This window comes from Streptomyces sp. HNM0645 (assembly GCF_030056615.1).
In the GTDB taxonomy this organism is placed as follows: Bacteria; Actinomycetota; Actinomycetes; order Streptomycetales; family Streptomycetaceae; genus Streptomyces; species Streptomyces marianii.
This window is the reverse complement of record NZ_JASHLT010000043.1, coordinates 59,285-78,039: the sequence shown is the minus strand read 5'-3', so window position 1 is coordinate 78,039 and position 18,755 is coordinate 59,285. Positions and strand designations below refer to the sequence as shown.

Genomic DNA, 18,755 nt, shown 5'->3' with positions numbered 1-18,755 from the left:
CGGCGGGCGCTACCGGGGCCACCTTCGCCCGAAGGGTACGGAGGGGCACGGGCCGGTAGTTCGGTTGCCGTACGGAAATCACCCGCAAGAAGACGGCGCCCGCGCCCGGCCGGGGCCGGACGCGGGCGGAGGGCTCGGGCCCGGCGGACCGTCAGATCCCGGCGGCCTCCGCGAGGTCCCGCTTGACGGCCGCGAGGACCTCGCAGGCACGGGTCCGCGCGGAGGCCAGCCCGTCCCGACCGCCGACCGGGACCACGACCTCCAGGTAGCACTTGAGCTTGGGCTCGGTGCCGCTCGGGCGGACGATGACGCGGGCGTCGTACTCGCCCTCCAGGTAGTACCGCAGACCGTCCGTGGGCGGCAGTGCCTCGGTGCCCTTCGACAGGTCCTCCGCCGACACCACCCGCAGCCCGGCCAGCGCCACGGGCGGCTTCCCGCGCAGCCGGCGCATGGCCTCCGTGATGACGTCCAGGTCCTCCACGCGCACCGAGAGCTGGTCGGTCGCGTGCAGGCCGTGGGCGACGGCGAGGTCGTCCAGCAGGTCCGTGAGCGTACGGCCCTCGGCCTTCAGCTCCGAGGCCAGTTCGGCGACCAGCAGGGCGGCGGTGATGCCGTCCTTGTCGCGCACGCCGTCCGGGTCGACGCAGTAGCCGAGCGCCTCTTCGTAGCCGTATCGCAGACCCTCCGCCCGGGAGATCCACTTGAAGCCCGTCAGGGTCTCCTCGTAGCCGAGCCCGGCCGCGGCGGCGATCCGGCCGAGCAGCGACGACGACACGATCGACGTGGCGAAGGTGCTGCTCGCGTCCTTCGCCACGCCCTTGCGGACGAGATGGGCGCCGAGCAGCGCGCCGACCTCGTCGCCGCGGAGCATGCGCCAGCCGCCGTCCGCGCTTTCGTCGGGGACCGCCACCGCGCAGCGGTCGGCGTCGGGGTCGTTGGCGATGACGAGGTCCGGCCCGGCCTCGCGCGCCTTCGCGAACGCGAGGTCCATCGCGCCCGGCTCCTCCGGGTTGGGGAAGGCGACCGTGGGGAAGTCGGGGTCCGGCTCGGCCTGCTCGCCGACGAGCACGGGGGCGGGGAACCCGGCCCGATCCCAGGCCGCCAGCACCACGTCGCCGCCGACGCCGTGCAGAGCCGTGTGGACCACGCGGGCCGTACGCGGCGAGTGCGGGCTCAGGACCGCGTCCGTGCGCTCCAGATACGCGTCCAGGACCTCGTCCCCGAGCGTCTCCCAGCCGCCCTCGGGGCGCGGCAGGTCGTGGATGCTGCCGACCGCCTCGATCGCCGCGGCGATCCCGGCGTCGGCCGGGGGAACGATCTGGGAGCCGTCCCCGAGGTAGACCTTGTAGCCGTTGTCGCGCGGCGGGTTGTGGCTCGCGGTGACCTCGACGCCTGCGACGGCCCCCAGGTGCCGGATGGCGAACGCGAGCACGGGCGTGGGCAGCGGGCGCGGCAGCAGCGCGGCCCGCAGTCCGGCGCCGGTCATGACGGCGGCGGTGTCGCGGGCGAAGTCCGCGGACTTGTGGCGGGCGTCGTAGCCGATCACGACCAGGCCGCCGTCATGGCCCTGCGCCTTGAGGTACGCGGCCAGCCCGGCCGCGGCGCGGATGACGACGACGCGGTTCATCCGCATCGGCCCGGCCCCGAGTTCCCCGCGCAGACCGGCCGTGCCGAACTGCAGGGTCCCGGCGAACCTGGCGCCGAGCTCCGCCGTGTCCCCGGCCTCGATGATCCGGCCCAGCTCGTCGCGGGTCTCCGCGTCGGGGTCCTCGGCCAGCCAAGCCCGGGCCTGCGCGATCAGGTCCTGCGCCACGGTGATGTGCCTCTCTGGTGTCGTCGTGAGCGTGAGCGCCGCCGGCTGTGTGCCCAGCCGGCGTCCACGCCTGCGTCTGCCCGTTCCGGGCGGCGTGCCCGGCAGGTGGGGTGCGCGCCCGGCGCCGCGCCGGCGCCGGGGCGTCGACCCGTCAGATCCGGGCCAGTACCCGGGTCAGCAGTTCGCCCATCCGCGCCGCGGAGTCACGGCCTGCCTGCAGGACCTCTTCGTGGTTCAGCGGCTCACCCGACAGCCCGGCGGCGAGGTTGGTGACGAGGGAGATGCCGAGCACCTCGGCGCCGGCCTCGCGGGCCGCGATGGCCTCGAGCACCGTGGACATGCCGACCAGGTCGCCGCCCATGACGCGGACCATGTTGATCTCGGCCGGGGTCTCGTAGTGCGGGCCGGGGAACTGGACGTAGACGCCCTCCTCCAGCGTCGGGTCCACCTCCTTGCACAGGGTCCGCAGCCGCGGCGAGTACAGGTCGGTCAGGTCCACGAAGTTGGCGCCGACGATCGGGGAGGCCGCGGTGAGGTTGATGTGGTCGCTGATGAGGACCGGCTGACCGGGCCGCATGCCCTCGCGCAGACCGCCGCAGCCGTTGGTCAGGACGACGGTCTTGCAGCCGGCGGCGACGGCGGTGCGCACACCGTGCGCCACGGCGGCGACGCCGCGGCCCTCGTAGTAGTGCGTACGGCCGAGGAAGACGAGCGCGCGCTTCTCACCGATCCGGTACGAGCGGATCTTGCCGCCGTGGCCCTCGACCGCCGGCGGCGGGAAGCCGGGCAGTTCGGTGACCGGGAACTCGGCGTCGGGGGCGCCGAGGGCGTCGACCGCGGGCGCCCAGCCCGAGCCCATGACCAGGGCGACGTCGTGAGTCTCGGCGCCGGTCAGCTCTCGCAGGCGCGCGGCCGCGGCGTCGGCGGCGGCGTGGGGGTCCGGGGTAAGGGAAACGTTCACGAGAAAAGCCTAGCCTGAGAATCCCTACGCGCGTAGATGACGATGCTCACGACTCTGCAACCGTTTCCTCGTGGAAATGCACAAAGGCGCCCGGAAGCGCGCCGGGCGCACGGCCGACGGGTACGGGGAACCGGTGCGCGCCCGGGGAGGACCTCCGGGCGCCCCGGTCAGCAGGGGCGCTTGCGCAGCTCCATCACGTAGTCGTGGGGGGCGCCGGCGGACTCGGCCGCGTCGGCGATCTCACCCAGGTAGCGGGCGGAGGGCAGCCCGCCCTCGTACCCGTTCAGCACGTACACCCAGGCCGGCTCCTCGCCGTCCAGCGTGTGCACGCGGACCCGCATGCGGCGGTAGATGTCGAGCCCGACGCCCTCCCAGCGGTCCATCGAGTCCTCGTCGAGCGGGGCGATGTCGTACAGCGCGACGAAGACCTGCGAGCGGGGAGCCTCCACGATCGTGGGCAGCGCCCCCTCCCAGCCCATCTGCTCGCCGCCGAACGTCAGCCGCCAGCCGTTGAGCCAGCCCGTGCCGCGCAACGGGGAGTGCGGTGCGCGGCGGGTCATCAGCCGCGCGTCGAGGTTGCCGGCGTACGCGGCGTAGAGCGACATGGGATCGAGGGTACGGGAGGGGAAGCGGTGGCCGCCCGCCCCGATCCCCCGGGACGGAGCCGCGGGGAGACCCGCCGCCGTACGGACCGGGGCCCGTACGTGCAGGTCCCGCGTCCGCGCCGGGTCCCTCCGTCTTCTCCCCCGATTCCCTCCCGGTCCGTTCCCGGCCCGGGAGAGCCCCCGGCGCGAAGCAGGTTCCCGCGTGCGGGAGAATGGGGTGGACGGACACCCGGCAGAGCGAGAGCGCGAGGCGTAACCCCAGTGACCCGGATCGTGATCATCGGTGGCGGACCCGGCGGATACGAGGCGGCTCTGGTGGCCGCCCAGCTCGGCGCGGAGGTGACCGTCGTCGACTGCGACGGCCTCGGCGGAGCCTCCGTACTCACCGACTGCGTACCCTCGAAGACCCTGATCGCCACCGCCGAGGTGATGACGAACTTCGACTCCTCGCACGAGGAGCTCGGCATCATCGTCGCGGACGACACCCCGCACATCGAGCAGGCCGCCCGGATCGTCGGCGTCGACCTCGGCAAGGTCAACCGGCGGGTCAAGCGGCTCGCGCTCGCCCAGTCCCACGACATCACCGCCTCCGTGACCCGTGCGGGCGCCCGCGTCATGCGCGGCCGGGGCCGACTGGAGGGCGGTCAGGCCCTGGACGGCTCCCGGAAGGTCGTCGTCACCGCGGCGGACGGCAGCGAGGAGACGCTCACCGCCGACGCCGTGCTGATCGCCACCGGCGGTCACCCGCGCGAGATCCCCGATGCCCAGCCCGACGGCGAGCGGATCCTCAACTGGACCCAGGTGTACGACCTGGACGAGCTCCCCGCAGAGCTGATCGTGGTCGGCTCGGGCGTGACCGGTGCCGAGTTCGCCGGCGCCTACCAGGCGCTCGGTTCCCGGGTCACGCTCGTCTCCTCCCGCGACCGGGTGCTGCCGGGGGAGGACCCGGACGCCGCCGCGGTCCTCGAGGACGTCTTCCGGCGCCGCGGCATGAACGTCATGGCCCGCTCCCGCGCCCAGTCCGCCAAGCGGGTCGGCGACCGTGTCGAGGTGACGCTGGCCGACGGCAGGGTCATCACCGGCACCCACTGCCTGATGGCCGTCGGGGCCGTCCCCAACTCCGCGGGCATGGGCCTGGAGGAGGCCGGGATCAAGCTCACCGAGTCCGGGCACATCTGGACCGACAGGGTCTCGCGCACCACGGCGCCGGGCGTGTACGCGGCCGGCGACGTCACCGGAGTCTTCGCGCTGGCCTCGGTGGCGGCGATGCAGGGACGTATCGCCATGTACCACTTCCTGGGCGACGCGGTGACCCCGCTCAACCTGAAGACGGTCTCGTCGAACGTCTTCACCGACCCGGAGATCGCGACCGTCGGTTACACCCAGGCGGACGTGGACGGCGGCGTCATCGAGGCCCGGGTCGTCAAGCTGCCGCTGCTGCGCAACCCGCGCGCCAAGATGCAGGGCATCAGGGACGGCTTCGTGAAGATCTTCTGCCGGCCCGGCACCGGCATCGTGGTCGGCGGAGTGATCGTGGCGCCGCGCGCTTCGGAACTGATCCACCCCATCTCGATCGCGGTCGACAACAACCTGACGGTGGAACAGATCGCAAACGCCTTCACCGTGTACCCGTCGTTGTCGGGCTCGATCGCGGAGGTCGCCCGCCAGTTGCAGACCCGGAAGGCGACCGGCGGGGCGTAGCGCGGGAACCGCGGGGATCAACCCCGGCAAGCCGGGACGATAGTGCAGCGGCCCTATATCACTTCCGGTACCCCTGCTTGGGCAACTTCCCGTATTCGGCGCAAAGTGCTGAAAAGCATCGACCGCTGGGGTTACTGTCAGTTTCGTGTTCGCTGCAGAACGTCGTCAATTGATCCTCGAAATGGTGCGCGCCAACGGAGCGGTTTCGCTCCGTGAGCTCGCCCGCGTCGTCCAGACCTCCGAAGTGACCGTACGGCGGGACGTGCGGGCCCTGGAGGCAGAAGGACTGCTCGACCGCCGGCACGGCGGTGCGGTGTTGCCGGGCGGATTCACGCGAGAATCCGGCTTCCCGCAGAAATCCCATCTCGCGACCGCGGAGAAGACGGCCATCGCCGATCTCGCCGCCGGCCTGGTCGAAGAGGGCGAGGCCGTCGTGGTCGGCGCCGGTACGACCACGCAGGAGCTGGCCCGCCGGCTCGCGCGTGTCCCAGGGCTCACCGTGGTCACCAACTCCCTTCTGGTCGCCCAGGCGTTGGCGCACGCCAACCGCGTCGAGGTCGTCATGACCGGCGGCACGCTGCGTGGCTCGAACTACGCGCTGGTCGGCAGCGGGGCGGAGCAGTCCCTCCAGGGGCTGCGGGTCTCCCGTGCCTTCCTGTCCGGCAGCGGTCTGACGGCCGAGCGCGGTCTGTCCACGTCCAACATGCTGTCGGCGAGTGTGGACCGGGCGCTGGTGCAGGCGGCCTCGGAGGTCGTCGTGCTGGCCGACCACACCAAGCTGGGCACGGACACGATGTTCCAGACCGTGCCGACGGACGTGATCACCCGCCTGGTGACGGACGAGCCGCCGCAGCACGACGACCGGGCGGCCACGGAGCTGCAGGCGCTCGCGGATCAGGGGGTGCAGGTCGCCGTGGCGGGCACGGCGGCCGACGCGACCCAGCAGCGCCGTGAGGTCCCCCTCCCGGGCCAGCGCCGCACGACCCACCCGACCACCCCGCTCCGTCCGGCCGCGGCCCTCGCCGCCGAGCCTCCGGAGCGGCGCGTGGCGGACCTCCGCCGCCGCTGAGGGCGCNCGTGGCGGGCACGGCGGCCGACGCGACCCAGCAGCGCCGTGAGGTCCCCCTCCCGGGCCAGCGCCGCACGACCCACCCGACCACCCCGCTCCGTCCGGCCGCGGCCCTCGCCGCCGAGCCTCCGGAGCGGCGCGTGGCGGACCTCCGCCGCCGCTGAGGGCGCCGGACCACCGCGCCGGCACGGGGCGTGCCGAGGCTGCGGGCTGCCGGTAGGCGCCCCGGCCCCTCGGGCCGACCCACCGGCCGGGCCCGGGCCCGGCCGGCAGGACGCGTCCTGCCGGTGCCGCGCGGGGAGCGGAGCCCCGCCCGTGGCGGCGGGCCCCGCAGGGCGCGCCGCCCCACGGGCCGGCCCACCGTGAACCCCCTCACGACGAGAGGGAGACGGGCTACGCCTTCAGGCCGCGCAACGTCAGCATCAGCAACCGGTCCGCGAGTTCGGGGTCGGACGGGGCCTGCTCGGCCGCCAGGGCGATCGCGTTGGTGAGCTGCAGCAGGTCGGTGATGGAGACGTCGGAGCGGACCGTGCCGGCCGCCTGGGCGCGGGACAGGAGCCGGGCGCCTGCGTCGCGCAGGGGGACGCTGCACTGGGAGAGGGCGGAACTGGCGTCGTGCGAGGCGGACATGAGTGCCCGGGCCACCCCGCGGTATTCACCCGCATGAGTGATGATGGCGCGCAGCCATTCCACCAGGGCGGCGCACGGCTGGTCCGCCGAGGCCAGTTCCCCGGACCGGCTGAGCAGAGACGCCAAGGCGTCCTGGAAGACCGCGTTCATCAGTGCGTGACGGTTCGGGAAATGGCGGTACAGCGTGCCGATACCCACGCCCGCCCGCTTGGCGATGTCCTCGAGGGAGGCGTCCGTGCCGTGCTCGGCGAACGCCTTGCGCGCCTCGACGAGCAGCCGCTCGTAGTTGCGGCGCGCATCGGCCCGCATCGGCCGTGCCGCGCCCGCTGTGGCGCCGGCCGCCGTACTCGTCGTCATGGCACCCAGCATGCCATCGGTGCGGGGGTTGCGAACCCCGCCCGGTCCTCGGGCGGAACGTGGACGGGGCCCGCCGGATGTTCCCGGCGGGCCCCGTCCACGTACGGCCGGACGGCAGGCGTCAGTCCTTAGTCCTTGATCTCGCAGATCACCGCGCCGGACGTGATCGACGCGCCGACTTCGGCGCTGAGGCCCTTCACGGTGCCGGAGCGGTGCGCGTTCAGCGGCTGCTCCATCTTCATGGCCTCCAGGACGACGACGAGGTCGCCCTCCTTGACCTCCTGGCCCTCCTCCACGGCGATCTTGACGATGGTGCCCTGCATCGGGGAGGCCAGCGTGTCACCGGAGGCGGCGGGGCCGGACTTCTTGGCCGCGCGGCGCTTGGGGCGCGCTCCGCCGGCCGCGGCGGTCCGGGCCAGGGTCATGCCCAGCGAGGACGGCAGTGAGACCTCCAGGCGTTTGCCGCCGACCTCGACGACGACCGTCTCGCGGCCCGGCTCCTCCTCCGCCTCGGTGTCGGCCGGAGCGGCGAAGGGCTTGATCTCGTTGACGAACTCGGTCTCGATCCAGCGGGTGTGGACCTTGAACGGCGTGCCGCCNGCCGGGGCGAAGGCCGGGTCCGCGACGACCGCGCGGTGGAAGGGGATGGCCGTGGCCATGCCCTCGACCTGGAACTCGGCCAGGGCGCGCGCCGCACGCTGCAGCGCCTGCTCGCGGGTGGCGCCGGTGACGATCAGCTTCGCCAGCAGCGAGTCCCAGGCGGGGCCGATGACACTGCCGGACTCCACGCCCGCGTCCAGGCGGACACCCGGTCCGGAGGGCGCGACGAAGGAGGTGACGGTGCCGGGCGCCGGGAGGAAGTTGCGGCCGGGGTCCTCACCGTTGATGCGGAACTCGAAGGAGTGGCCCCGCAGCGGCGGGTCGTCGTAGCCCAGCTTCTCGCCGTCGGCGATGCGGAACATCTCCCGCACCAGGTCGATGCCGGTGACCTCCTCGGTGACCGGGTGCTCGACCTGCAGGCGGGTGTTGACCTCGAGGAAGGAGATCGTGCCGTCGTTGCCGACGAGGAACTCCACGGTGCCGGCGCCGACGTAGCCGGCTTCCTTGAGGATGGCCTTGGAGGCGCGGTAGAGCTCGGCGTTCTGCTCCTGGGTGAGGAACGGTGCGGGGGCCTCCTCCACCAGCTTCTGGTGCCGGCGCTGCAGCGAGCAGTCGCGGGTGGACACGACCACCACGTTGCCGTGCTGGTCGGCCAGGCACTGGGTCTCGACGTGGCGCGGCTTGTCCAGGTACCGCTCGACGAAGCACTCGCCGCGGCCGAACGCCGCGACGGCCTCGCGCACCGCCGAGTCGTAGAGCTCGGGGACCTCCTCCAGCGTGCGGGCGACCTTCAGGCCGCGTCCGCCGCCGCCGAAGGCGGCCTTGATGGCGATGGGGAGGCCGTTCTCCTCGGCGAAGGCGACGACCTCGTCCGCGCCGGAGACCGGGTCGGAGGTGCCTGCCACCAGCGGGGCGCCGGCGCGCTGGGCGATGTGACGGGCCGCCACCTTGTCGCCGAGGTCGCGGATCGCGGCGGGCGGGGGGCCGATCCAGGTGAGCCCGGCGTCGATGACGGCCTGGGCGAAGTCGGCGTTCTCCGAGAGGAAGCCGTACCCGGGGTGGATGGCGTCCGCGCCGGAGTCGGCGGCGGCCTGGAGGACCTTGGCCATGTCCAGGTAGCTGGCGGTCGGGGTGTCACCGCCCAGGGCGAACGCTTCGTCGGCCGCGCGGACGTGCAGAGCGTCACGGTCCGGGTCGGCGTAGACGGCTACGCTCGCGATCCCGGCGTCCCGGCATGCACGGGCAACGCGGACAGCGATCTCGCCTCGGTTGGCGATGAGCACCTTGCGCACGATGGCTCCCTCCTTGCTGTTGTCCCGGGGATGACGCCCCGGTTCGCGGCCACGCCGCGGGCCGGTCCCCGGTCCGGGCGTGCCGGCCGGAGCACTCGGCCTGTCACCGCGCCGAAGACTTCGCTGAAACACGCTGAGTTTAGGGACTACCGACACGACCTTTCGACCCGTTCCCAGTCGTGAGCTTCCCCACACGGAGGGTGATCCGGGGCGTGGCCGTGCTGTGAATGCCCTTGTCGCACCACGGTACGTCTGTTTTCTCCTGTGCAGAGTAGCCGTCAGGTGTGGTCAAGGTCTCTGCCTCGGCGGCCAGCGGCGACGCGCGTTTCTTTGTGGAGTCCCTACGAATGGCCGAATGATTCTTTGCCCGTGCTCGGGCCCTTGTCCGCGGGTTTACCCGTTAGTAGCGTTCGCCGTGTCGTTCGTACTGCTGGTAACAGAGGTCGGGAAGCTAAGGGGTGGGCGCCGTGGTACGCAGAACGGTGGCCGTGGTGGCCGCCATCGTGCTCTATCTGGAAGCCGTCGGCATCGTGGTGATCAACGGCATCATGGCCACCTTCGTGAACGGCCAGAGCATGTCCGTGGACGGCCTCGATCCCGATGTGATGGCCGCCGGCACCTGGGTGATGGGCGGGGTCTTCGGGTTCTTCCTCGCCGTCTGCGGCACGCTCTTCCTGATCGCCGCCCTCCGCGACCGCGGCCCCGGCCGCTGGGGCCGGGTGCTCCTGGTCAGCTGTGCGGTGGTGCACGGCGTGCTCGGCGCGCTGACCGTGGGGCTGGTCGGCTGGCACGCGTTCGCGTTCCTGATGGTGGTGCTGGGCCTGATCGTCCTCGCCCTGCTGCAGTACGGCGGAACGGAGCCCGAGGGGAGCGGGGGAGGGGCCGCGCCCGGCGGCACGGGCCCGTCGGTCTCCATGGACAAGGGGCCCTTCGTCGGCGACGGTCCGGCCACGGCCTGAGGCATTCGGGAGCGGGCCGGCCCCGGCCCGGTGCCGTCGGCGCCCGGCCGCGTCCAGGTCCGTCCCGCGCCCGCGGACCTGTCCCGACCCTCCGCGTCAGGTCCAGAGGTCCGTGATGCCGATCCCCAGGTCCGCCAGCAGACTGCGCAGCAGCGGCAGCGACAGTCCGATCACGTTGCCGTGGCTGCCCTCGATCGAGTCGACGAACGGGGCGGACCGGCCGTCCAGCGTGAACGCGCCCGCCACGTGCAGCGGTTCGCCGCTCGCGACGTACGCGGCGATCTCGGCGTCGGTCGGTTCGCCGAAGCGGACCGTGGTGGAGGCGGTCGCGGAGGCGCGGCGGCCGGTGGCGGTGTCGATGACGCAGTGACCGGTCCGCAGGACGCCCGCACGGCCGCGCATGGACTTCCACCGGGCGGTGGCCTCTTCCTCGTCGGCCGGCTTGCCGAGGGCCTCGCCGTCGAGTTCGAGCACCGAGTCGCAGCCGATGACGAGGGCGCCGGCGGCCTCGGGGCGTGCGGCGACCGCGTCCGCCTTGGCCTCGGAGAGGGCGAGCGCGAGCGCGCCCGGCCCGGGCGCGGTCAGCGCGTCCTCGTCGACACCGCTGACGATGACCTCCGGGGCGAGCCCGGCGTCCCGGAGCAGGCGGAGGCGGGCGGGTGAGGCGGAGGCGAGGACGACGCGGCGGCGCTGATCGGTCATGCGGGCCATCGTAGGCGGCCCGGGGTGACAGCCAGGAGGCCGATGCGCCAACCGCCCCCGGTGGGGGCGCGGGGCCCGGCGGTGTGCACGGCGCCGACGTCCCGGTCGGCAGGGGACCGTCCCCGGACCGGCCCGCCCCGTACCGGTGTCCGGAGCACATGTCCCCGTACCGTCCCCCGCACCGGCGGCAGGAGCAGCCCGTCCCTTCGGCGGAGCCGGTCCCCTTGCCGGTCCCGTACCCGGACCCGTCCGTCAGCGCAGTCCGACGACGAACATCGCAACGATCATGGCAAGTGCCAGCAGGACGCCCGCGCGGCGCATCATCGCCTGCATGTCGCGCATCTCCTGCGGAGGTTCGTTCTCCGGGTCGGACCACAGCATGGTTCCGATGGTGGCGGCGGGACGCGAAGGGCGCCTGAGTACGGATACTCAGGCGCCCCGGTGGCAGGGGGCCAGTCACGGATCGGCGGAGCCGTCGTGAACCCCCGCTCGGTGGCTCAGCCCGGCCAGTACGTCCGCGTCCACGCCCGGGGTCCCACCCGCAGTGCCCGGGCCCGGGCGATTCGGGCGGGGTCCGACCACTCCTCGGGCGGCAGCGGCGCGCCGGACACCGCGGAGGCCGTCGCGGCGGCGCGTGCTTGGACCACCGCCAGGGCGGCGGCCAGTTCCTCCGGGGTCGGGTTTCCCCGTACGACCCTGATCATCACTGCTCCTCGCGGTCCTCGGGGATCTACAGGGGGATGTTGCCGTGCTTCTTCGGGGGAAGGCTTTCCCGCTTCGTCCGCAGCTGACGCAGGCCCTTCACGATCTGGGCGCGGGTGTCTGAGGGCATGATCACGGCGTCGATGTAGCCGCGCTCGGCGGCGACGTACGGGTTGAGGAGCGTGTCCTCGTATGCCGTGATCAGCTCTGCCCGCAGCTTCTCCTGGGCCTCGGCGTCCGGGGCGGCGGCGAGTGTGCGGCGGTGCAGGATGTTCACCGCGCCCTGCGCACCCATCACCGCGATCTGCGCGGTCGGCCAGGCCAGGTTCAGGTCCGCGCCCAGGTGCTTGGAGCCCATCACGTCGTACGCGCCACCGAACGCCTTGCGCGTGATCACGGTGATCAGCGGCACGGTCGCCTCGGCGTAGGCGTAGATCAGCTTCGCGCCGCGCCGGATGATGCCGCCGTACTCCTGGTCCACGCCCGGCAGGAAGCCGGGCACGTCGACGAAGGTGACCACGGGGATGTTGAACGCGTCGCAGGTGCGCACGAAGCGGGCGGCCTTCTCGCTCGCGTCGATGTCGAGACAGCCCGCGAACTGCATCGGCTGGTTGGCGACGATACCGACGGGGAAGCCCTCGACCCGTCCGAAGCCGGTGACGATGTTCGGGGCGAACATCGCCTGGGTCTCCAGGAACTCACCGTCGTCCAGCACGTGCTCGATGATCGTGTGCATGTCGTAGGGCTGGTTGGCGCTGTCCGGCATCAGCGTGTCCAGCTCCTGGTCCTCCGCGGTGAGTTCCAGGGAGGCGTCCTCCGGGAAGGACGGCGGCTCGGACAGGTTGTTCGACGGCAGGTACGACAGCAGCGACTTGACGTACTCGATCGCGTCCTTCTCGTCGCCGGCCATGTGGTGGGCGACACCGGACGTGGTGTTGTGGGTGCGGGCGCCGCCCAGTTCCTCGAAGCCCACGTCCTCGCCGGTGACCGTCTTGATGACGTCCGGTCCGGTGATGAACATGTGCGAGGTCTGGTCGACCATCACCGTGAAGTCGGTGATCGCGGGCGAGTAGACGGCGCCGCCCGCGCAGGGGCCCACGACCAGGGAGATCTGCGGGATCACCCCGGACGCGTGGGTGTTGCGGCGGAAGATCTCGCCGTACATGCCCAGCGCGCTGACACCCTCCTGGATGCGCGCGCCACCGGAGTCGTTGATCCCGATGACCGGGCAGCCGGTCTTCAGCGCGAAGTCCATCACCTTGATGATCTTCTGGCCGAAGACCTCGCCCAGGGCCCCGCCGAAGACCGTGAAGTCCTGCGAGAACACGGCCACCGGCCGGCCGTCGACCGTGCCGTAGCCGGTGACGACGCCGTCGCCGTACGGGCGGGTCTTCTCCAGTCCGAAGTTGGTGGAGCGGTGCCGTGCGAGCTCGTCCAGCTCGACGAACGACCCCTCGTCGAGGAGGAGTTCGATCCGCTCACGGGCAGTCAGCTTGCCCTTGGCGTGCTGCTTCTCGACCGCGCGTTCGGAGCCCGCGTGTGTCGCCTCGTGGACACGGCGCTGGAAATCCGCGAGCTTGCCAGCGGTGGTGTGGATGTCGATCTCTTGGTGCTCTGCCGGCTCGGACATCGGGATGCGGCTCCCTGCCTGGTCACGGGGGTGTTGGCTACGTAAGGAGAGGTCTGGCTACTGACTCGTAGCGTATCGGCGGGGATACCGTTCGGCAGTGCGGCGTTGGCCACACCCCGTAGCGCTTGCGCGCAGGGCCCGACACGGTCCGCCTCCGCGGTTCGCGTCACGGGGACGGATGGGGCCAAGCTGTGCGGCATGACGCCTCACGACACCTCCGGCAGTCCGTCCGACGAGTTCACCGGCGGCCCCGCAGGCGGCCGCTGGTCCGATCTCGACCGCCCGCCGCTCAACGCCGCCGCCCTGCGCCGCGCACTGATCCGCCCCGGCGGGCTGTGGACCTCGCTCGACGTCGTCGAGGCGACCGGCTCGACCAACTCCGACCTCGCGGCCCGGGCCGCGGAGCTCGGCGAGGGGGCCGTGCTCGTCGCCGAGGAGCAGACGTCCGGCCGCGGCCGTCTCGACCGCAGCTGGACTGCGCCCCCGCGCTCCGGACTCTTCCTCTCCGTACTGCTGAGGCCCGACGTGCCCGTGGACCGCTGGGGGTGGCTGCCGCTGCTGACCGGTGTCGCCGCGGCGACGGGTCTGGCCAGGGCGGCCGGGGCCGACTTCGCCCTGAAGTGGCCGAACGACCTGATGGTGAAGGTGGCCGGGGAGGAGCGGAAGGCCGGCGGCATCCTCGCCGAGCGCGTGGGCGGCGACGGCGTCGTCATCGGCATCGGGATCAACGTCACCCTGCGCGCGGACGAGCTCCCCGTGCCGCGGGCGGGCTCCCTGGCCCTCGCGAACGCCGTCTCCACCGACCGCGACCCCCTGCTTCGGGCGCTGCTGCGCTCGCTCGAGGACTGGTACGGCATCTGGCGGGCGGCGAACGGCGACGCCCATGCCTCGCGGCTGCAGGAGACGTACGCGGCCGGCTGCTCGACCCTGGGGCTCACGGTCCGCGCCGAGCTTCCCGGCGACCGCAGCCTGATCGGCGAGGCGGTCGCGATCGACGGGGACGGACGGCTCGTGGTGACCACCCCCGACGGCAAGGACCACCCCATCGGGGCCGGCGACATCGTCCACCTGCGGCCGAACGGCCGGTGACCGGGGGTGCGGCCGTCCGGCGTGATCGGCCGGACACCCCGGGCGGGCCGCGCCACCGGGACGTGAGCTAGGGCACACCTGCCGTATCGTTGAGGCCGCGCCGGGCTTCCCGCGGCCGTACGCGGACCGGCACGCACGACAGATCGGCAGGGCAGTGCGCAGGGAACGGGCAGGAGGCGGCCGGTGACCGTCGACGACAGCGCCTCCGGCGCGGACGCTTCCGGTGGGGACTCCCCGGGCGGGAGCGGGCCAGGGACGGAGCCCTCCGGCGGGGGCGCGTCCGCCGGGGGCGGCTCCGGCCGGAGGCAGACGTCGGACGTCCACCCGACGCCGCACCACGAGGTGGACCACACGGCCGAGCCGACCAAGGACCCGCTGGCCATCCGGCTGGAACAACTGATCCTCGGCGCGGACCGCCGCTACACCCCCTTTCAGGCCGCCAGGACCGCCGGGGTCTCCATGGACCTGGCGTCGCGCTTCTGGCGGGCCATGGGATTCGCCGACATCGGCCAGGCCAAGGCCCTGACCGAGGCCGATGTGCTCGCGCTGCGCCGTCTGGCCGGTCTGGTCGAGGCCGGGCTGCTGAGCGAGCCGATGGCGGTCCAGGTGGCGCGGTCCACCGGCCAGACCACGGCCCGGCTCGCGGAGTGGCAGATCGACTCCTTCCTCGAGGGCCTCACCGAGCCCCCCGAGCCGGGGATGACCCGCACCGAGGTCACCTATCCACTGGTCGAGCTGCTGCTGCCGGAGCTGGAGGAGTTCCTCGTCTACGTGTGGCGCCGCCAGCTGGCCGCCGCCACCGGCCGGGTCGTGCAGGCCGCGGACGACGAGGAGATGGTCGACCGGCGGCTCGCGGTCGGCTTCGCGGACCTCGTCGGCTTCACCCGGCTCACCCGGCGCCTGGAGGAGGAGGAGCTGGGCGAGCTGGTCGAGGCCTTCGAGACGACCTGTGCCGACCTGGTCGCCGCGCACGGCGGTCGGCTGATCAAGACCCTCGGGGACGAGGTGCTCTTCGCCGGGGACGACGCGGGGACGGCCGCGGAGATCGCGATGCGGCTGATCGAGACGCTGTCGCACGACGAGACCATGCCGGCGCTGCGGGTCGGCATCTCCTTCGGGACGGTCACGACCCGGATGGGCGATGTGTTCGGTACGACGGTGAACCTGGCGAGCCGGCTGACCTCGATAGCGCCGAAGGACGCCGTCCTGGTGGACGGGGCGTTCGCGGAGGAGCTGGCCCGTACCGGCGACGCGCCCGCGTCCGAGGCGGAGGCCGCGGAGGCGGCGGCCGCTGCCGAGAAGGAGGGCGAGGAGCCCCCGTCGTACCGTTTCGCACTGCAGCCCATGTGGCAGCGGCCGGTGCGCGGGCTCGGCGTGGTGGAGCCCTGGCTGTTGACGCGGCGCCCCTAGCCGGAGCCTGTCCGGCGACAGATCACCGAGGGGGGTACTCGGTGCCCGGCCCGACTGGTTTGCCGTCGTGACGCCGACCGGCGATTCCGAGCCGGGGCCAGGACAGGGGAAGCGGAAGTGGCGGCATGGCCTTGTTCACCGGTTTCGGCAGCGGTTGTTCAGTGCTTCGGGAGGCACCCGGGCCGCGACGTGTTCGATGTTCACGAGAAGCGACAGCACCCGCGCACGCCGATGAGCCTGTTGCCGCTCCAGGCAGACCCTACGAACTACCGGATGCTCCAGTGGTGCGGATGATCGGGATCGGTGGGGCGAGCGAAGACGTCGGGGGCCACTCGCGGCGGAGGAGGCCGAAGACCCAGGAGTCGGAGACGTCGCCGTTGACGACGCAGTCCTCGCGGAGGGTGCCTTCGCGGACGAAGCCGAGCTTCTCCAGGACCCGGGCGGACGCCACGTTGCGTGTGTCGGTCTCGGCCTGGACGCGGTTCAGGTCCAGGGTGTCGAACGCCCACCGCAGGACGGCGTGCGCGGTCTCCGTGGCGTAGCCGTGGCCCCACGCGGCGGCGTCGAAGGCGTAGCCCAGGGACGCACTGCGGAAGTCCGGGTTCCAGCTGGTCAGGCCGCACCAGCCGATAAACGCGCCGTCGCAGACGCGGTCGACGGCCACCCGCGCTCCCGTGCCTTCCTCCTCGATCGTCCGGCAGGTCGCGATGAAGCGCTGGGCGCGGGCCGGTTCGGTCCAAGGTGGGGAGTCCCAGTAGCGCAGCACGTTGGCGCTACTGTGCAGCGCGTACAGCGACGCCGCGTCGGCGTCGGTGAACGGCCGCAGTCGCAGGCGGGCGGTGCGCAGCTCGGGGGTGGGCAAGGTCATGCGAAGCATCCTGCCGCGTCACTCTCGCCCCCGGCCATCCGTTTATGCGGACAGTTGGGGGCGCGTACGTCCGCGGTGACGCAGGACGTGCCGGATGGGCGGTGAGTCCGCAGTACCGTGCAGGCCATCGCACCCAGCGGCAACCTCTCCGTGCCAGTGCTGCTGTCGAAACCCGTGAACATTTCGATTCCCTCTCGGGTGGCCGCTGCCTCCCAAACCGGTGTACATCCGCTGCCCGTTCTCGCGGACAGAGCCGGCGGGACGTTCGCCCCGTCGCGACGGGGCGAACGTCGCCTGATGCGGCACTAGGATCTCCTGCCGGTGAACTATCGTTAACCGGGAGGTCGTCGATCATGTCCGAGATCAGCTCCGAGGTCGGCTCCGAAAGTGTGTCCGAGCAGCGCTTCGGGGAGTTCGTCGCCGTACGCCGCCACGAGGGCGGGCGTGTCGCAGAGCTGGTGCTCGACCGGCCCAAGGCCATGAACGCGGTCTCCACGGAGATGGCCGGCTCCATCGCAGCGGCCTGTCACGCGCTGGCGGCGGACCGGTCGGTCCGGGTGGCCGTGGTGACCTCGTCGAACGACCGGGCCTTCTGTGTCGGTGCCGATCTCAAGGAGCGCAACTCCCTCACGGACGCCGAGTTGGTCCGGCAGCGCCCGACCGCCCGCGCCGCGTACACCGGCGTGCTGGAACTGCCGATGCCCACGATCGCGGCGGTGCACGGCTTCGCACTGGGCGGCGGGTTCGAGCTGGCACTCTCCTGCGATGTGATCGTGGCCGACGCGACGGCCGTCGTCGGCCTGCCCGAGGTGTCCGTCGGTGTGATTCCCGGCGGCGGCGGTACGCAGCTGCTGCCGCGGCGCGTCGGCGCGGCGCGGGCGGCCGAGCTGGTGTTCACGGCGCGGCGCGTGGAGGCCGCCGAGGCCCGGGAGTTGGGGCTGGTCGACGAGCTCGCCGACGATGCCCGTCCCGCCGCCCTTGCCCTGGCGGCCCGCATGGCCGCCAACTCCCCGGTCGGCCTGCGGGCCGCGAAGCGGGCGCTGCGGCTCGGCCACGGGCTCGACCTGCGGGCGGGGCTCGACGTCGAGGACGCGGCATGGCGTTCGGTGGCGTTCTCCGGCGACCGCGCCGAGGGTGTCGCGGCGTTCAACGAGAAGCGGAAGCCGGAGTGGCCCGGCGAGTGAAACCCGTACGAAAATCCCTAAGCTGGGGTAATGGGTGAGGATGTCCGGCTGCGAGCCGTCGTGGCGCTGGCACAGGCGATGGCGGCCGCACGCACTCCGCGGGAGCTGTGGCGCGGCGCGGCTGCGGCCGCGTGCGACGCGCTGAGGGGGAGTTTCGCCGCGCTCTCCGTCTGGGAGCGGGACCGGGGGCGCCTGAAGGTGCTCGTGAACGCGGGGGCCCGCGCCCCGGACGAGGAGGAGTTCCCGGACGGCGAGACCTATCCGGTGCACCGTTTCCCCGAGATCACCGAGTTCCTGCACGAGCAGTGGGCGGGGGGCGGTGCCCCGCGCGCCTGGGTGGAGACGGCGGACGGCCCGGCGGAGGGCGAACACGGCTACAGCCACCAGCGGGTCGACGCGCTGCGACAGCGCGGGCGCGGCTGCTGCGTCGTCGCGCCGATCGTGCTGCACGGCCGGGCCTGGGGCGAGCTGTACGTCGCCCGTCCGGCGGGGGAGGCCGTGTTCGACCGGGACGACGCGGACTTCGCGACCGTGCTCGCCCAGGTCGTTGCGGCCGGGATCGCGCAGCAGGAACGGCTGGAGGAGGTCCGCAGGCTCGCGTTCACCGATCCGCTGACCGGGCTCGCGAACCGGCGGGCCGTCGACGTCAGGCTGGACGAGGTGCTGGAGCGGCACCGGGTGGACGGGTCCGTGATCTCGCTGGTGGTGTGTGACCTCAACGGCCTCAAGCGGGTCAACGACACCCATGGCCACGCGGCCGGCGACCGGCTGCTGGAACGCTTCGGATCGGTGCTGTCGCTGTGCGGTGCGATGCTGCCGGGAGCGCTGGCCGCCCGGCTCGGCGGCGACGAGTTCTGTCTCCTCACGGCGGGCCCGTCCGCCGACGACGTCGTGAAGGTCGCCGAGGAACTCTGCGAGCGGGCCGGTGAGCTGCAACTGGGGGAGGGGGTTGCGTGCGGCGTCGCGTCCACCGGCGACCCGATCGGAGCGGTCCGCTCCGCCCGCCGGCTGTTCCGGCTCGCGGACGCCGCGCAGTACCGTGCGAAGGCCGCCCGGGCGACGGGGCCGGTGGTCGCGGGCCGGGACGACTCGGTGCTCCCGCTGGCGGACACCCCGCCGCCGTCGACGCAGGACCGCCGCCGTTTCCGGGACGCCCGCCACTGAGCCGCGGTCGCGGTGCACG

The 18,755-nt window shown here is 72.7% G+C and carries 17 protein-coding genes; 7 read left to right on the top strand and 10 right to left on the bottom strand.

All coding sequences use genetic code 11. The annotated features are described in order from the left end of the window. Positions 1-151 precede the first annotated feature (151 nt). From QMZ92_RS26310 to QMZ92_RS26300, 3 genes are all read right to left on the bottom strand, one after another. A complete protein-coding gene (locus QMZ92_RS26310; RefSeq protein WP_283299976.1) occupies positions 152-1,813 on the bottom strand; it encodes a phospho-sugar mutase in 1,662 nt (553 codons plus the stop codon). A 151-nt stretch (positions 1,814-1,964) separates the two neighbouring features. Beyond that, entirely contained in the window at positions 1,965-2,774 is an 810-nt protein-coding gene (locus QMZ92_RS26305; protein WP_283299975.1) for a purine-nucleoside phosphorylase, read from the bottom strand. Positions 2,775-2,941: 167 nt separating this feature from the next. Continuing rightward, positions 2,942-3,379, bottom strand: a complete 438-nt coding sequence (locus QMZ92_RS26300) for a gamma-glutamylcyclotransferase family protein (RefSeq protein WP_283299974.1) — start codon at positions 3,377-3,379, stop codon at positions 2,942-2,944. Here QMZ92_RS26300 and QMZ92_RS26295 point away from each other — a divergent pair. Next, positions 3,314-5,080: an NAD(P)H-quinone dehydrogenase gene (locus tag QMZ92_RS26295; protein WP_502962140.1), complete on the top strand. Its 1,767-nt coding sequence runs from the start codon at positions 3,314-3,316 to the stop codon at positions 5,078-5,080. The genes QMZ92_RS26300 and QMZ92_RS26295 overlap by 66 nt on opposite strands. Before the next feature lie 145 nt (positions 5,081-5,225). Next, positions 5,226-6,149: a DeoR/GlpR family DNA-binding transcription regulator gene (locus QMZ92_RS26290; protein ID WP_283299972.1), complete on the top strand. Its 924-nt coding sequence runs from the start codon at positions 5,226-5,228 to the stop codon at positions 6,147-6,149. A 393-nt stretch (positions 6,150-6,542) separates the two neighbouring features. Here the strand turns inward: QMZ92_RS26290 and QMZ92_RS26285 are convergent, their stop codons facing one another. Next, a complete protein-coding gene (locus tag QMZ92_RS26285; protein WP_502962139.1) occupies positions 6,543-7,136 on the bottom strand; it encodes a TetR/AcrR family transcriptional regulator in 594 nt (197 codons plus the stop codon). 128 nt (positions 7,137-7,264) lie between these two features. Next, positions 7,265-9,028, bottom strand: a complete 1,764-nt coding sequence (locus QMZ92_RS26280; RefSeq protein WP_283299970.1) for an acetyl/propionyl/methylcrotonyl-CoA carboxylase subunit alpha — start codon at positions 9,026-9,028, stop codon at positions 7,265-7,267. 458 nt (positions 9,029-9,486) lie between these two features. Here QMZ92_RS26280 and QMZ92_RS26275 point away from each other — a divergent pair, with 458 nt between their 5' ends. After that, positions 9,487-9,987, top strand: coding sequence for a hypothetical protein (locus tag QMZ92_RS26275; RefSeq protein WP_283299969.1), 501 nt, complete (start codon positions 9,487-9,489; stop codon positions 9,985-9,987). Positions 9,988-10,083: 96 nt separating this feature from the next. Here QMZ92_RS26275 and QMZ92_RS26270 read toward each other — a convergent pair whose 3' ends face one another. The 4 genes from QMZ92_RS26270 to QMZ92_RS26255 all read right to left on the bottom strand — a co-directional run bounded on the left by QMZ92_RS26270 (position 10,084) and on the right by QMZ92_RS26255 (position 13,021). Next, positions 10,084-10,698, bottom strand: coding sequence for a Maf family protein (locus QMZ92_RS26270; protein WP_283299968.1), 615 nt, complete (start codon positions 10,696-10,698; stop codon positions 10,084-10,086). Between the two features lie 243 nt (positions 10,699-10,941). Then, complete coding sequence (gene mmpB, locus QMZ92_RS26265) at positions 10,942-11,070, bottom strand: morphogenic membrane protein MmpB (protein WP_269728731.1); 129 nt, start codon at positions 11,068-11,070, stop codon at positions 10,942-10,944. Positions 11,071-11,186: 116 nt separating this feature from the next. After that, entirely contained in the window at positions 11,187-11,393 is a 207-nt protein-coding gene (locus QMZ92_RS26260; protein WP_138053499.1) for an acyl-CoA carboxylase epsilon subunit, read from the bottom strand. A 26-nt stretch (positions 11,394-11,419) separates the two neighbouring features. Beyond that, positions 11,420-13,021 (bottom strand): acyl-CoA carboxylase subunit beta, encoded by a 1,602-nt coding sequence (locus QMZ92_RS26255; RefSeq protein ID WP_283299967.1) that lies wholly within the window; start codon positions 13,019-13,021, stop codon positions 11,420-11,422. A gap of 198 nt (positions 13,022-13,219) precedes the next feature. Here QMZ92_RS26255 and QMZ92_RS26250 point away from each other — a divergent pair, with 198 nt between their 5' ends. Both QMZ92_RS26250 and QMZ92_RS26245 read left to right on the top strand, forming a co-directional pair. Then, positions 13,220-14,110, top strand: coding sequence for a biotin--[acetyl-CoA-carboxylase] ligase (locus tag QMZ92_RS26250; RefSeq protein WP_283299966.1), 891 nt, complete (start codon positions 13,220-13,222; stop codon positions 14,108-14,110). A gap of 183 nt (positions 14,111-14,293) precedes the next feature. After that, positions 14,294-15,520: an adenylate/guanylate cyclase domain-containing protein gene (locus QMZ92_RS26245; protein WP_283299965.1), complete on the top strand. Its 1,227-nt coding sequence runs from the start codon at positions 14,294-14,296 to the stop codon at positions 15,518-15,520. Between the two features lie 259 nt (positions 15,521-15,779). On the opposite strand, the gene QMZ92_RS26240 is transcribed toward QMZ92_RS26245, so the two are convergent. Beyond that, on the bottom strand, positions 15,780-16,388 hold the full coding sequence (locus QMZ92_RS26240) for a GNAT family N-acetyltransferase (RefSeq protein WP_283299964.1): 609 nt from the start codon (positions 16,386-16,388) through the stop codon (positions 15,780-15,782). A gap of 353 nt (positions 16,389-16,741) precedes the next feature. Here QMZ92_RS26240 and QMZ92_RS26235 point away from each other — a divergent pair, with 353 nt between their 5' ends. Together QMZ92_RS26235 and QMZ92_RS26230 are read left to right on the top strand one after the other, a co-directional pair. Continuing rightward, the gene (locus QMZ92_RS26235; protein ID WP_283299963.1) at positions 16,742-17,572 is read left to right on the top strand and encodes an enoyl-CoA hydratase/isomerase family protein; all 831 of its coding nucleotides are present in this window, start codon (positions 16,742-16,744) and stop codon (positions 17,570-17,572) included. Positions 17,573-17,602: 30 nt separating this feature from the next. Next, on the top strand, positions 17,603-18,736 hold the full coding sequence (locus QMZ92_RS26230; protein WP_283299962.1) for a GGDEF domain-containing protein: 1,134 nt from the start codon (positions 17,603-17,605) through the stop codon (positions 18,734-18,736). The last annotated feature ends 19 nt before the right edge of the window (positions 18,737-18,755 follow it).

Bases quoted from the DNA above. Each gene is read 5' to 3' on its own strand.
- QMZ92_RS26240 (WP_283299964.1), bottom strand. From the start codon at position 16,388: ATGACCTTGCCCACCCCCGAGCTGCGCACCGCCCGCCTGCGACTGCGG.
- QMZ92_RS26235 (WP_283299963.1), top strand. From the start codon at position 16,742: ATGTCCGAGATCAGCTCCGAGGTCGGCTCCGAAAGTGTGTCCGAGCAG.
- QMZ92_RS26260 (WP_138053499.1), bottom strand. From the start codon at position 11,393: ATGATCAGGGTCGTACGGGGAAACCCGACCCCGGAGGAACTGGCCGCC.
- mmpB (WP_269728731.1), bottom strand. From the start codon at position 11,070: ATGCTGTGGTCCGACCCGGAGAACGAACCTCCGCAGGAGATGCGCGAC.
- QMZ92_RS26270 (WP_283299968.1), bottom strand. From the start codon at position 10,698: ATGGCCCGCATGACCGATCAGCGCCGCCGCGTCGTCCTCGCCTCCGCC.
- QMZ92_RS26285 (WP_502962139.1), bottom strand. From the start codon at position 7,136: ATGACGACGAGTACGGCGGCCGGCGCCACAGCGGGCGCGGCACGGCCG.
- QMZ92_RS26250 (WP_283299966.1), top strand. From the start codon at position 13,220: ATGACGCCTCACGACACCTCCGGCAGTCCGTCCGACGAGTTCACCGGC.
- QMZ92_RS26255 (WP_283299967.1), bottom strand. From the start codon at position 13,021: ATGTCCGAGCCGGCAGAGCACCAAGAGATCGACATCCACACCACCGCT.
- QMZ92_RS26300 (WP_283299974.1), bottom strand. From the start codon at position 3,379: ATGTCGCTCTACGCCGCGTACGCCGGCAACCTCGACGCGCGGCTGATG.
- QMZ92_RS26230 (WP_283299962.1), top strand. From the start codon at position 17,603: ATGGGTGAGGATGTCCGGCTGCGAGCCGTCGTGGCGCTGGCACAGGCG.